General features: G+C 61.6%; 10 protein-coding genes. 6 read left to right on the top strand and 4 right to left on the bottom strand.

Translation table 11 applies throughout. The features are described 5' to 3' along the window. Window positions 1-20: 20 nt before the first annotated feature. Both murJ and WA943_RS10225 read right to left on the bottom strand, forming a co-directional pair. Entirely contained in the window at window positions 21-1,562 is a 1,542-nt protein-coding gene (gene murJ / locus WA943_RS10230) for a murein biosynthesis integral membrane protein MurJ (protein ID WP_424469773.1), read from the bottom strand. A 184-nt stretch (window positions 1,563-1,746) separates the two neighbouring features. Then, on the bottom strand, window positions 1,747-4,542 hold the full coding sequence (locus tag WA943_RS10225; RefSeq protein WP_424469772.1) for a [protein-PII] uridylyltransferase: 2,796 nt from the start codon (window positions 4,540-4,542) through the stop codon (window positions 1,747-1,749). Between the two features lie 334 nt (window positions 4,543-4,876). On the opposite strand from WA943_RS10225, the gene WA943_RS10220 reads away from it, so the two are divergent. The 3 genes from WA943_RS10220 to WA943_RS10210 all read left to right on the top strand — a co-directional run bounded on the left by WA943_RS10220 (window position 4,877) and on the right by WA943_RS10210 (window position 6,487). Next, complete coding sequence (locus WA943_RS10220; protein WP_424469771.1) at window positions 4,877-5,128, top strand: hypothetical protein; 252 nt, start codon at window positions 4,877-4,879, stop codon at window positions 5,126-5,128. 240 nt (window positions 5,129-5,368) lie between these two features. After that, entirely contained in the window at window positions 5,369-5,656 is a 288-nt protein-coding gene (locus WA943_RS10215; protein ID WP_424469770.1) for a hypothetical protein, read from the top strand. A gap of 102 nt (window positions 5,657-5,758) precedes the next feature. Further along, window positions 5,759-6,487, top strand: coding sequence for a class I SAM-dependent methyltransferase (locus WA943_RS10210; protein ID WP_424469769.1), 729 nt, complete (start codon window positions 5,759-5,761; stop codon window positions 6,485-6,487). Window positions 6,488-6,614: 127 nt separating this feature from the next. On the opposite strand, the gene mutS is transcribed toward WA943_RS10210, so the two are convergent. Further along, entirely contained in the window at window positions 6,615-9,359 is a 2,745-nt protein-coding gene (gene mutS / locus WA943_RS10205; RefSeq protein WP_424469768.1) for a DNA mismatch repair protein MutS, read from the bottom strand. A gap of 168 nt (window positions 9,360-9,527) precedes the next feature. Between mutS and WA943_RS10200 the strand changes: the two genes are divergently transcribed. The 3 genes from WA943_RS10200 to WA943_RS10190 all read left to right on the top strand — a co-directional run bounded on the left by WA943_RS10200 (window position 9,528) and on the right by WA943_RS10190 (window position 12,658). Further along, the gene (locus WA943_RS10200) at window positions 9,528-11,792 is read left to right on the top strand and encodes an NADP-dependent malic enzyme (RefSeq protein ID WP_424469767.1); all 2,265 of its coding nucleotides are present in this window, start codon (window positions 9,528-9,530) and stop codon (window positions 11,790-11,792) included. A 104-nt stretch (window positions 11,793-11,896) separates the two neighbouring features. After that, window positions 11,897-12,088, top strand: coding sequence for a Thivi_2564 family membrane protein (locus tag WA943_RS10195; RefSeq protein WP_424469766.1), 192 nt, complete (start codon window positions 11,897-11,899; stop codon window positions 12,086-12,088). 105 nt (window positions 12,089-12,193) lie between these two features. Beyond that, entirely contained in the window at window positions 12,194-12,658 is a 465-nt protein-coding gene (locus WA943_RS10190; RefSeq protein WP_424469765.1) for a DUF4399 domain-containing protein, read from the top strand. Window positions 12,659-12,661: 3 nt separating this feature from the next. On the opposite strand, the gene WA943_RS10185 is transcribed toward WA943_RS10190, so the two are convergent. Beyond that, the coding region (locus WA943_RS10185) for a GNAT family N-acetyltransferase (RefSeq protein WP_424469764.1) at window positions 12,662-13,402 on the bottom strand (741 nt) is incomplete at its 5' end.

Below are 13,402 nucleotides of genomic sequence, written 5' to 3'. Positions count from 1 at the left end.
ATCATCGCGAGCAGAAGTGCTCAGCCTCGTCTGACCGCGCGCCTGATATCGGCAAGCTGCGCCGCACCGGTGAATTCGCAGAAGATGGCGTAGACGACGAGGCCGCCGCTGATGAGGCCTGTCAGCACCCAGACGCTGGCGAGGAAATGCAGGTTGAAGGCGGGCGCGAGAAGTTCGGAGCCGACCCAAAGCGCCGCGCCCATACCGGTGGAGGCGAGCAGCGTCAGCGGCAGACGGTGTTTCAATTGGGCGTCGGGCGTGAAATGGCCGTGCCGCCAGAGGCGCGTTCCGAGCTGCAGCGTATTCGTCCAGGCGGCGATGGTCGTTCCCGCCGCGATGCCGGGAAAGCCGATGAACTGGAAGAGCAGAAAGCTCGACGACACGTTTACCGCGACGCTGATGCCAGCAAATTTCAACGGCGTCCATGTGTTCTCCCGCGCAAAGAAAGCGGGCGAGAAAACCTTGTTCAATACGAAGGCGGGGAGGCCGATGGCATAGATCGCCAGCGCCAGCGAGGTCGCCTGCGTATCGGCGGCGGTGAAGCGGCCGCGTTCGAACAGGACCTTGATGATGTCATGCGGAATGACCGCGAGCGCGACAGCGGCAGGCACGGTGAGAAGCATCGCAAACTCAAGCGCGCGATTGAGGCTTCTATGTGCGCCTGCATCGTCGTTTGCCCGCAGGCGTCGCGAAAGATCGGGGAGCAGCACGACGCCGATGGCAATGCCGACGACGCCGAGCGGCAATTGATAGATGCGGTCGGCATAGTAGAGCCACGACACAGCGCCCGCCTGAAGCGTCGCGATCATGGTGCCAATGGTGAGGTTCACCTGCCCGATGCCGCCTGCGATGACGCCGGGCACACCGAGTTTGACGAGACGTTTCACATCGGGCGTGAGACGGGGCAGGCGCAGACGAAGCGTCATGCCTGCGCGCTGACATGATATCGCCAGCCAGATGAACTGCACGACGCCCGCAATCGCCACACCCCATGAGAGCGCGAGACCCGGGTTGGCCGAGAGCGGCACGACGAAGAAGAGGGCGATGATCATCGTGACGTTGAGCATCACGGGAGCGGCTGCGCCTGCAAAGAATTTGCCCAGCGAATTCAGGATCGCGGCCTGAACGGCAGTCAGCGAAATGAAAAGCAGATAGGGAAAGGTCACGCGCGAAAACTGGATCGCCCAGATGCGCTTTTGCGGATCGTCGCCAAAGCCCGGCGCGAAAACGTGCATCAGCGCGGGCATGAAGATCATCGCAAAGATGGTGAGCAGCAGAAGCACGAAAAGCAGCGCCGATGTCGCCTCTTCCGCAAAGCGCCGCGCCGAGGCTTCGCCTTCCGCCTCGAGGCGCTTGGCAAAGAGCGGCACGAAAGCGGAGTTGAACGCGCCTTCGGCAAAGATCGAGCGGAACATGTTGGGGAAGCGAAAGGCGACGAAGAAGGCGTCCGCGATCGGCCCCGTGCCGATGGCGGATGCCACCATCATGTCGCGCACGAAGCCCAGGATACGTGAAAGGAAAGTCGTGCCGCCAACGGTGGCGGCTGAACGCATGAGGTTCATTGCGTCGTGCCCGCCGCGCTATAGCCCTCCCCCCTTGAGGGGGAGGGTTGGGAGGGGGGTAAGCCGCGAAGAAAAGAGTGCAGGAAAGAGTCTTGCGAAGAAGCCCCCCCACCCGGAACGCTGCGCGTTCCGACCTCCCCCTCAAGGGAGGAGGGGAAGAAAGAATAGATCGAAGATCTGATTATCATTCAGCAGCCACGATTTCATCGCGACGGCGCGATTTTGCGGGCCGCGCGTTTTGCGTCGGATTGGCGAGCGCATCCAGGAGATGGCGCTCGACGGCTTTTTTCTTGTTCGCGTTCGTCACCTTGTGGCCAATCACATCCTTCACATAGAAAACGTCGACCGCGCGCTCGCCATAGGTCGTGATATGGGCCGAGCCGATGGTGAGGCCCAGATGAAAGAGCGCCTTGGTCAAGGCATGGACGAGGCCCGGACGATCGAGCCCGTTCACCTCGATGACCGTGTATGTGTCCGAAGCATCATTGTCGATGAAAACCTGCGGCGCGATGGAGAAAGCTTCGGTGCGGCTCTCGCCCTTGAAGCGCTGCTCGATCATCTCAGGTGGCAGGACTTCGCCCGCCAGAACCTTGCGGATCGTTTCTTCCAGACGCTTGATGCGGCGCGGCTCTGAAATCGCGCCGCCCGCCTCGTCCTGCACCCAGAGCATGTCGAGCGCCATACCGTCGCGCGTGGTGAAAATCTTCGCATCGACGATATTCATGCCGAGGATCGCGCAAGCGCCTGCAAAGCGTGAGAAGAGGCCGGGATGGTCTTCCGCATAAAGCGTCAGCACTGTCACGTCGCGCGTCGGCTCGGGCTGGGCGGCGACCGTCAGGGCCGCGCCCTTCGCCTCGGCGATCAAACGCGCATGGCGCTCCTGCGTATCGGTGTCGAAGGCGAGCCAATAGCCATCGGTGTGGCGTGCCTTGTAGTTGGCGCGCTCAGCCTCCGGCCAGTCGGCGAGGCGCAAGCCCAGAGCTTCCTTCGCCTCGGCAACGCGCCCGGCCCGATTGACCGCGCTTTCGCCGCCTTGCAGCAGGGCCGCCGTTTCAAAATAGAGTTCACGCAAGAGCTGCGCCTTCCAGCCATTCCAGACGCCGGGACCGACCGCCTTGATGTCGACAACGGTGAGGACGAACAGCATTTTCAGCCGCTCGGGACTTTGCACCAGATCGGCGAAGTCCTTCACCGTGCGCGGATCGGAAATATCGCGCCGCTGAGCGACGTCGCTCATCACGAGGTGGTTCTTGACGAGCCAGGCAACCGTTTCGGTCTCGCCCGCGCTCATGCCGAGACGAGGGCAGAGGTGGCGCGCAATGCGCTCGCCCGCATCGGAGTGATCCTCGTCGCGGCCCTTGGCGATGTCGTGCAGAAAGACCGACATGAAGAGCGCGTTGCGGCTCTGGATCTTCGACATGATCTCGGTCGCCAGGGGATGGTCGGTATGCTCGCCGCCCTTTTCGACTTCCGAAAGAATGCCTATGGCGCGCAGGAGATGCTCGTCGGCCGTGTAGTGGTGATACATGTTGAATTGCATTAGCGCGACGATGCGGCCGAAGTCGGGAACGAAACGACCGAGCACGCCCGCCTCATTCATCAGGCGAAGCGTGCGCTCGGGCTCCTTGCGCGAGGTGAGGATTTCGAGGAAGAGACGGTTCGCCTCCGCATCGGCGCGCAATTCGGCACCGATGAATTTCAGCGAGCGCGTGACGAGCTTCAGCGCGTCGGGATGAATGTCCAGCCCATCCGCATCCGCAACATGAAAAATACGGACGAGGTTTACGGGATCGTTTTCAACCGCCTTGTCGCTCGTGAAAGACAGGCGGTCGCCTTCAAGCTTGAAGCCCTTGATGACTTTCTTGCGACGCAGCTTCTGCATGAAGCGACCTATGCCGGGCTTCTTCTTGCGCTCCTGATCTTCAAGCGCGGCGCAGAAGATGCGCGTCAGATCGCCGACATCCTTTGCGACAAGAAAATAGTGCTTCATGAAGCGCTCGACAGCCTTCAATCCGGCATGGCCGTGATAGCCGAGCCGGTTTGCCATCTCGGTCTGGATATCGAAGGTGATGCGCTCCTCGGCGCGACCGGCAACGAAATGCAGCTCGCAGCGCACGGCCCAGAGAAAATCCTCCGCCTTGCGGAAGGTCGCATATTCCTGTCGGGTGAAGACGCCTTCCTTGATGAGGTCGGAGGATTGCTTGACGCGGTAGAGATATTTCGCGATCCAGAACAGCGTGTTCAGATCGCGGAGCCCGCCCTTGCCGTCCTTCACATTGGGCTCGACCAGATAGCGGCTTTCGCCCGAGCGGCGGTGGCGTATATCGCGCTCGGCGAGCTTCGCTTCCACGAATTCATTGCCGGTGCCCTTGACGACTTCCTCATCGAACCGCTTTTCGAGTTCGGCAAAAAGTTTTTCATCGCCGTCGAGATAGCGCGCTTCGAGAAGCGCGGTGCGGATCGTGAAATCCTCGCGCGCAAGGCGGATGCAATCCGTCACGGTGCGCGTCGAATGGCCGACCTTCAAGCCCAGGTCCCAAAGCACATAGAGCATATATTCGACGACGCTCTCGCCCCAAGGGGTCTGCTTGTAGGGAAGCAGGAACAGGAGATCGATGTCGGAGCCGGGCGCCAATGTGCCCCGGCCATAACCGCCGACGGCGGCGATGGAGAGATTTTCGGCACTGCTGGGATTGGCGACCGGGTAAACCTGTTCGACCGCATAATCATGCAGTGCGCGGATGATCGTGTCCTGGAGATAACACAGGCTCTCGGCGCAGGCGCGGCCGCGATGGGCGCCCTGTTCGAGCCGTTCGCGGGCCTTGGCGCGACCGGCGGCAAGCGTCGCCTTGAACACTTCGACAAGCGCACGTTTCTGCGCCTCGCCATTGCCCTTATGGGCCACGGCGATTGCGTCGAGCTGCGTTTTGAGGCGGCTCGGGTCAACGATTTCGAGGAGGCTGGGCAGCATGCGGCCCATATTTCAGATCTCCAGATGTGCCGCCAGTTCGGGCGATGCGGGGCCATGGTACAGCAAGATCAACAATATGGCGTTGACGGACCCTCACGCCAAATCGTCGGGCCTTGCCGATGACCGTCGCGATATATGCGGCAATCCACTCCATAAGATTACCCGAATATGTCCGCATTATTACGAAGATTTCATTGCTTGCCGCCGTTCGGCCACAATCCCGTCGATATCCCGCCGAAGCAGGAGAACAGTGTTTTGTCCGAGGGCAAGCAACCGCCCTTGATCCGGCGCCCCGCCACCGCGACAGCGGCGGGCCGGGAGGCGCCACACTGGAAACGTCAAAATGCTGAAGAAATTCGCGTTGGCCGCCATTGCCGCTGCTCTGATCTCCGGTCCGGCGCTTGCCGCCGACCAGATGGCAGCCCCGACCACGAGCGCGCCCGCCACGACGACGGCAGCGCCGATGAAGAGCGACACGACGGGCACTATGAAGAAAGACATGACGAAGAAAGTGCACAAGGCATCGCACAAGAAGATGAAGAAGGAAGCGACGCCCACCCCGACGACGACGCCAGCGCCCGCCAGCACTTACTGATCAATTTACCCAGCAACCTCCAAGGGTGACAACTGCGGCATGTCCTTTACCGGACATGCCGTTTTTTTCGTTCGTCTGTGTCATGAACGATCCGTTACAGAGATTTAAGGCAAAAACGGCGTTCATGGGCTTTTTCGCAATCCCCGCGACCCCATCTTTTCGTTAGCGGGCGAAAGCGCGCAGCCTTAATATTTTCGGCCCCGCTCTCGCGCCCGTTTCAACAGATACGGGAGTTAAATCATGAGCAGAATATTCATCGGACTTGCCGCCGCCCTGGCGATGGCCTCAACCACAGCTTACGCCGCCACGTCCAGTATTTCTGCCGGGGACGCTGCCGAAGTCTGCACCAAGCTCAATGCGCAATTCACCTATCTTGAGCCATTCAAGGAGGGGCTGCCTTATTGGACAAAGGCAGCACAAGCACACAAGAGCGGCGTACAGGACTGCAAGGCCGGCAATGCGACCGAAGGCGCTCAACTACTGCAGACGGCCATTTCCGATCTCTATGTAAAACCGGATGTGCTCTGACCGAGACCCGAGGCCCCCGCTTTCGAGCAAGCGGGGGCCTTGCCAACCCGCGCATGGCCCCTCTATGTCTAGCTCTCTCAGGACCAGCAGACAGGCCACCCCTTGCCCAGCCAAGCGCAATTCGACAAACGCAAAATTTTCAGCCGCCTCCTTCAGGGCTGGTGGAAAGACCGGGCGCAGTTTTCGCGCAAGAAAATCGCTCGCGATTGCCCGATCTGCGGCTATCACGGGACATTCCTGTCCGTCGGGCGCCCGTCGCGCTGGGATACGCGCTGCCCCAATTGCGGAAGCCGCGAGCGGCACCGGCTGATCCAGCTCTATCTGAACGATCACGGGATCGATCTAGGCGACAAGAGCATTCTGCAGTTCGGCCCCGAAAAATGGCTGATGCGAGCGATGAAGAAAAACCCGAAATACGAGCCTGCCGATCTCTATTCGCCGATTGCGAAGTACCGGCTCGACATCACCAGGATCGACCGGCCCGACAATTCGTTCGATGTGGTGATCGCCAATCACGTGTTCGAGCATGTGGATGAGGACGCGCTTGCAATGCGCGAGATGTTCCGTGTGCTGAAGCCCGGAGGGCTTGGGTTTTTCTCCGTGCCGATCAACCTGTCGCGCGAAGAAACCTATGAAAACCCGGCCGTGACGGACCCTGACGAGCGCATGGCTCATTTCGGCGGTACGGACCATCGGCGTTTCTATGGCCGCGACTTCAAGGCGAAGCTCGAAGCGGCTGGCTTCACGGTCGAAGCCTACCGCCGCGCGCCGCATGAGGAAGTGAAGTGGGGCCTGCTGCGCGACGAGTGCATTTACGTGGCGCGGAAGTAAGCCCGCGCGTCTCCTTCCGCCCATATTCGTCATCGCCCGACTCGATCGGGCGATCCATCTTTGCGTTACAACGGAAAGATGGATGCCCCGGTCAAGCCGGGGCATGACGCAACGTGGGTGGGGCCTATCAGGAGAGCAGGCCCTTCAACCGATAAAGCACGTCCAGCGCATCCTTCGGCGACAACTCATCGGGATTGATCTTCTTCAACTCCGCTTCAGCCGCGCTTTCGCGCGGGGCGGCAGCAGCCGGTTTTGCGGCGGCTGAAAATAGAGGCAGTTCATCGATCAGCGTTGTCGCACGCGCGCCTTGTCCGCCTTTTTCCAATGCGGCGAGAACCGATTGCGCGCGGGCGATGACGGCAGACGGCAGGCCTGCGAGTTTCGCGACCTGAATGCCGTAGGAGCGATCGGCCGCGCCTGCCGCGACTTCATGCAGGAATACGACGTCGCCTTCCCATTCCTTGACGCGCATGGTCGCATTCGTCAGGCCGCTCAGCTTTTCGGCAAGCGCCGTCAGCTCGTGATAATGCGTGGCGAAAAGCGCGCGCGACTTGTTCACCTCATGCAGATTTTCGACAGCGGCCCATGCGATCGACAAGCCGTCAAAGGTTGCCGTGCCGCGACCGATCTCGTCGAGGATGACGAGCGAGCGCGGGCCCGCCTGATTGAGGATTGCCGCCGTCTCCACCATCTCGACCATGAAGGTCGAGCGGCCACGCGCGAGATCGTCAGCCGCGCCGACACGAGAGAACAGGCGATCGACCGTGCCGATATGCGCATCTTCTGCGGGCACGAAACTTCCCATCTGCGCCATGATCGCGATCAATGCGTTCTGACGCAGGAAGGTCGATTTACCGGCCATGTTGGGGCCGGTCAGCAGCCAGAGGTTCTTCTCCGACAGGTCGCAATCATTGGGCACGAAGGGCGTCGAGGATGCTTCGCGTTCAAGCGCTGCCTCAACGACGGGATGGCGGCCGCCTTTGATTGCAAAGGCGAGGCTGTCATCGACGCGCGGGCGGCGATAGCGGCGTTCGGCGGCGAGTTCGGCAAGCGCCGAAGTGGCGTCGATCATCGCAAGGGCGGAAGCGGCGCGCGCAATCACATCGGTTTTTTCAAGCGCCGCCGCAACAAGCTCATCAAAGAGGCCGAGTTCGAGTTCGAGAACGCGGCCTGCCGCTTCGGCGATGCGGCTTGCGAGTTCGGCAAGCTCGGGCGTCGTGAAGCGCACGGCATTGGCGAGCGTCTGGCGGTGGATGTAATCGGCTTGACCATGCAGACGGTCGGCGTGGCGCGGCGGAATCTCGATATAGAAGCCCAGCACGTTGTTGTGCCGCACCTTCAGCACGGAAACGCCTGTGGCATCGGCATATTTCGTTTGCAGCCCGGCAATCAGCCTGCGGCTTTCATCGCGCAGCATGCGCAATTCGTCGAGCGGCGCGGAAACGCCCTTGGCGATGAACCCGCCGTCGCGAGCGATGAGCGGCAAATCGTCGGCCAGTGTTTCTGCGAGGCGATCATGCAATTGCGCGCCTGCGCTGCGAAGCGCGTTTGCAATATTTGCGATCTCGTCCGGCAGGGGCAGAAGTGCGGTCGGCGCGGCGTCGAGAAGCGAAGCAAGATCATGACCGGCGGCAAGCCCGTCGCGGAGTGCTGCGAGATCGCGCGGGCCACCGCGACCGAGCGAGAGGCGCGACAAGGCACGCGCCATGTCCGGCGCGGCTTTCAGCAGCGCACGCGCTTTCGCGCGCAGATCGCGAGCATCGAGGCACCATTCAACCGCATCGAGGCGCGCGTTGATGGTGTGCGGATCCGTCAGCGGCGCGGCAAGGCGGCTTCCCAATTCGCGCGCGCCTGCGCCCGTGACCGTTCGGTCGATGGTGGCGAAGAGGCTGCCGCGCGTTTCGCCCTTCAGCGTTTTCACCAGTTCGAGATTGGCGCGGGTCGCCGCATCGATCTGCATCGCCGCAGCGGTCGACACACGACGCGGGGCCATGAGCGCGGGCATGCGGCCCACCTGCGTCACCTCGACATAATCGAGAAGCGCGCCCATGGCCGCGACTTCGGCCTTGCTGAAACTGCCGAAGCCATCAAGCGCGCCGACGCCGAGATGCGCCTTCAGGCGGCGCTCGCCCATGCTCGAATCAAAACGCGAGGAGGGAAGCGCGGTGAGCGCGCGGGCATGATTGTCGAGAATATGGACGAGCGTTTCGTCGCGCAGGAATGCGTCGGCAACCAGCAATTCGCCGGGATCGAGGCGCGCAAGCTCGGCACCCAGCGCGCCGGGATCGACCAATGTCACCTCGAACTCGCCGGTCGACACGTCGGTCCAGGCAAGCCCGAGGCCCGTATCGCCGCCCGTGCGGGCGAGCGCAGCGAGATAGTTATGGGCCCGGGCGTCGAGCAGCGTGTCTTCGGTGAGCGTGCCCGGCGTCACGAGACGAACGACATCGCGGCGAACCACCGACTTCGCGCCGCGTTTCTTGGCCTCAGCCGGGTCTTCGGTCTGCTCGCAGACGGCGACCTTGAAGCCGTGACGGATCAGGCGTTCGAGGTAATTTTCATGCGAATGGACCGGCACGCCGCACATGGCGATGTCCTGGCCCAGATGCTTGCCGCGCTTGGTGAGCGCGATGTTCAGCGTTTCAGCCGCCTTTACGGCGTCATCGAAGAACATCTCGTAGAAATCGCCCATACGGTAAAAGAGCAGCGCATCGGGATAGCCGCGCTTGATCTCCAGATACTGGGCCATCATGGGGGTGGCATCAGGCGGAATCGCGCCAAAGGGCGCAGCCGCTGCGCGCGGCTGGTCTTGCGGCTCGTCACCGGACATTTCGGGGGCGTTGGGCGTGGGTTCGGGCATAGGCTCTGACATGGGCCGCAGCCTAACAGATCGCTCCCCACGAAAAAGGGGCGACGAAACAGCCGGGCCTGACCAAAATTCGTCAACTTCGCTTGTTATTGAGGGGTTGGCGTCCTAAAAAGCGGGCTGCCCGCCTGTGGACAAATTCGGGGCCTTCTGCCCCTGGAATTCAAAGTGATCATGAGCAAGAAGCGCCGCCAGTTTACCGACGAGGAAGCCCTCCTTTTCCATTCTCAGGGAAAGCCTGGAAAACTCGAGATTACCCCGACGAAACCGATGGCGACGCAGCATGATCTGTCGCTCGCCTATTCGCCCGGGGTCGCGGTACCTGTACGCGCTATCGCCGAAAACCCGGACGCGGCTTACGAATACACCTCCAAGGGCAACATGGTTGCCGTGATCTCCAACGGCACGGCCATTCTGGGCCTTGGCGATCTTGGCGCGCTCGCGTCGAAGCCCGTCATGGAAGGCAAGGCGGTTCTCTTCAAGCGTTTCGCCGATGTAGATGCCATCGATCTCGAAATCGACACGAAGAACGTCGACGAGATCGTCGGAGCGATCCGTTATCTGGGGCCGACGTTCGGCGGCATCAATCTCGAAGATTTCTCGGCGCCCGACTGCTTCATCATCGAAAGCCGGTTGCGCGAGCTGATGAACATTCCCGTCTTTCACGACGACCAGCATGGCACCGCGATCATCACCGCCGCCGGTCTCATCAATGCGCTCTATCTGACCGGCCGCGACATCAAAGACGTCAAGATGGTCGTCAATGGCGCGGGCTCGGCAGGCATCGCATGCCTCGAACTCGTCATGGCGATGGGCCTGCCGCATGAAAACGCCATTCTCTGCGACACCAAGGGCGTGGTCTATCAGGGCCGCACCGAAGGCATGAACCAGTGGAAGTCGGCGCACGCCATCGTCACCACGAAGCGGACGCTGGAAGAGGCGATGGAGGGGGCCGACGTTGTGCTCGGCCTTTCGGCCAAGGGCGCGCTGACACCCAAGATGATCCGCTCCATGGCGCCGAAGCCGATCATCTTCGCGATGGCAAATCCCGATCCGGAAATCACCCCGGAAGAAGTCGCGCTTATCCGCGACGACGCGATCACGGCCACGGGACGTTCGGACTATCCGAACCAGGTCAACAACGTGCTGGGCTTTCCCTATATCTTCCGCGGCGCGCTCGATGTGCGCGCAACGCAGATCAACGAGGCGATGAAGATCGCCTGTGCGGAAGCGCTGGCCAAGCTCGCGCGCGAAGATGTTCCCGACGAAGTCGCCGCCGCCTATCAGGGCGAGCGTCCGCGCTTTGGCCCGCAATACATCATTCCGGTGCCGTTCGATCCGCGCCTGATCCGCGAAATCCCGCCGGCGGTCGCCAAGGCCGCGATGGATTCCGGCGTTGCGCGCTACCCCATCGTCGATATGGAAGCCTACAAGAACACGCTGTCGGCGCGGCTTTCGCCCACCGCCGGCATGTTGCAGGTGATCATGGACAAGGTGCGGCGTGACCCCAAGCGCGTCGTCTTTGCCGAGGGCGAAGAAGAGCGCGTGATCCGCGCCGCTCTCACCTTCCGCGACACGGGCCTCGGCCATCCGATCCTCATCGGACGCGAGGAACAGATCAACGAGACTGCGAAAAGCATGGGTCTCGGCACGAATCTCGATCTCGACATCCGCAATGCGCGCAATTCGGCGCAAGCGGCCCAGTATGCCGAGTTCCTCTACAAGCGCCTGCAGCGTCAGGGCTATCTGACGCGCGACTGCACGCGCCTCGTCAACAACGACCGCAACATTTTCTCTGCCTGTATGGTCGAGATGGGCGATGCGGATGCGATGGTGACGGGCGTCACGCGCAACTATGCGGTGGCGCTGGACGATGTGCTGCGCGTCATCGACCCGATCGAGGGGCGGCGCGTCATCGGCGTCACGCTCGTCGTCGCGCGCGGGCAGACGGTGCTCGTCGCCGACACCAATGTGCATGAAATGCCGACGGCGGAAGAGCTTGCCGATATTGCGATCTCGGCGGCAGACATTGCGCGTCGTCTCGGCTATGAGCCGCGCGTTGCGATGCTCTCGTCATCGACCTTCGGCAATCCGATGCATGAACGCTCCGAGCGTTTGCGCGAGGCGGTGGCCATTCTCGAAACCAAGAAAGTCGATTTCGAGTTCGACGGCGAAATGGCTGCCGATGTCGCGCTGAGCCGCGAGGCAATGGCGCTCTATCCGTTCTGCCGTCTGAGCGATACGGCAAACGTGCTCATCATGCCGGCGATACATTCGGCCGCGATCTCGACAAAGCTCCTCAAGGTGCTTGGCCAGTCGACGCTTGTCGGTCCGCTGCTTGTCGGCCTGAAGCGCTCGGTGCAGATCGCGACGATCGGATCGAACGTCTCCGATCTCGTCAACATGGCAGCGATTGCGGCTTACAACCTCGACCGCTAGGCCTTTCCTCCTCGCGAATGTGCGAGCGCCCGCCAAAGCTCCGCCCCAGGCGGAACGAAGCGGGCGTTTGCGCGTTTTACAGCGACAAACGGAGGAGACCCCCCATGCCTCTCATAAATCTGGTCGTCATACTGATCGCCATCGGCGTGCTGCTTTGGCTCGTCAATAACTACATTCCAATGGACAGCAAGATTAAGCAGATCCTCAACGTGGTCGTCGTGATCGTCGTTGTGATCTGGCTACTGCAGGTCTTTGGCGTGCTCGGCAGCCTCGGCGACATCCACGTCGGTCGCTAGATACACGTTTGCCTGACTCTCGGGGCGCGGCGAGGCTTGCCCTTGCCGCGCCCCAAGGCGAAGATGCTCGCTCCATCCTGATGAATGGCGACGAAGGAGCATCAAATGCGCATAACACAATCCGCAACGATCAGATCGGCAACACTCGCCGCCGCGCTCATGCTCGCCGGCGCGTCATTCGCCATGCCCGTGCAGGCAGAAGAGGCCGCAAGCCCCTGGCCTGCAGGCGCCGAGGCCTACATCATCTCACCTGCGGACGGCGCGACGGTCAAAAGTCCGGTGACTGTGCTTTTCGGTTTGAAGGGGCTGGGCGTTGCGCCCGCCGGTGTCGAGAAGGCCAAGACCGGCCATCATCATCTATTGATCGACACCGATCTGCCCAAGGGCGATGAGCTGAACGATCCGCTCCCTGCGGACGCGCATCACATTCATTTCGGCGGCGGGCAGACGCAGACGACAGTCGAGCTGACGCCCGGCAAGCACACACTGCAGCTCATCATGGGCGATGCAGGCCATGTGCCGCACAATCCGCCGCTCGCCTCGAAGAAGATCACGATTACGGTGGAGTGACGCTCAGACGTTTTTCGACGAGCCGAATTTCGTCAGATAGCGTTCAGAAATCTGGGTGACGGGGAAAAGGATCAGCACATCGGTCGTGCCGAATTGCGTGTCGATGACCGCCCCGTCGCCGATATAACAGCCCGCACGCAGATAGCCTTTGATCATGGGCGGCAAAGCGCGCCAGGCTTCGCGCGGATTGATGTCTTCCTTCGCGATCAAATTCATCTCCACATAGCGCTCGTTGAGCGCACGCACGTACCATTCAGGCGGCGTCATGTGGAAGTGGTGGAGATAGGAGAGCGGCAACGCAAGCTCGCGCGGGTCCGTGCATTCAAAGCTCGCGCAGCCGAACATCACATCGAGATTGCGGCTTGCCACATATTGCGCGATGCCGTGCCAGAGCAGCTCCACGGTCGGCCGGTTGCGATAGGCGGGCAATACGCAGGAGCGACCCAGTTCCAGAAAACGCATGGCCGGACCGGCGCGCTGCAGGAGAGGTGCGATGTCGTATTCGCTGGCGGTGTAGAAACCGCCATGAAGCTCGGCAACGTCCTGGCGCAGCAGGCGGTAGCAGCCGACAACGGCCTCGGGCGGAAAATCCTCGCCCTCTTTGCCGCTCAGCTTGTGGTCGACGACGAGAAGATGGTCGCAAAACGAATCGAAGCGATCGACGTCGCGCTTCGTCGCGCGGGTCTGGGCATCAGGCGTCGCCGACATTTCCTCATAGAAGACCCGGTAGCGCAGCGCCTGGGC

Source organism: Parvibaculum sp., from assembly GCF_049651025.1.
Lineage (GTDB): Bacteria > Pseudomonadota > Alphaproteobacteria > Parvibaculales > Parvibaculaceae > Parvibaculum.
This window is presented reverse-complemented; position numbering and strand designations above follow the sequence as displayed.

What these genes read in the sequence shown, in the direction of transcription:
- murJ (WP_424469773.1), bottom strand. Translation starts at nt 1,562, where the DNA reads ATGAACCTCATGCGTTCAGCCGCCACCGTTGGCGGCACGACTTTCCTT.
- WA943_RS10225 (WP_424469772.1), bottom strand. Translation starts at nt 4,542, where the DNA reads ATGGGCCGCATGCTGCCCAGCCTCCTCGAAATCGTTGACCCGAGCCGC.
- WA943_RS10220 (WP_424469771.1), top strand. Translation starts at nt 4,877, where the DNA reads ATGCTGAAGAAATTCGCGTTGGCCGCCATTGCCGCTGCTCTGATCTCC.
- WA943_RS10215 (WP_424469770.1), top strand. Translation starts at nt 5,369, where the DNA reads ATGAGCAGAATATTCATCGGACTTGCCGCCGCCCTGGCGATGGCCTCA.
- mutS (WP_424469768.1), bottom strand. Translation starts at nt 9,359, where the DNA reads ATGTCAGAGCCTATGCCCGAACCCACGCCCAACGCCCCCGAAATGTCC.
- WA943_RS10200 (WP_424469767.1), top strand. Translation starts at nt 9,528, where the DNA reads ATGAGCAAGAAGCGCCGCCAGTTTACCGACGAGGAAGCCCTCCTTTTC.
- WA943_RS10195 (WP_424469766.1), top strand. Translation starts at nt 11,897, where the DNA reads ATGCCTCTCATAAATCTGGTCGTCATACTGATCGCCATCGGCGTGCTG.
- WA943_RS10190 (WP_424469765.1), top strand. Translation starts at nt 12,194, where the DNA reads ATGCGCATAACACAATCCGCAACGATCAGATCGGCAACACTCGCCGCC.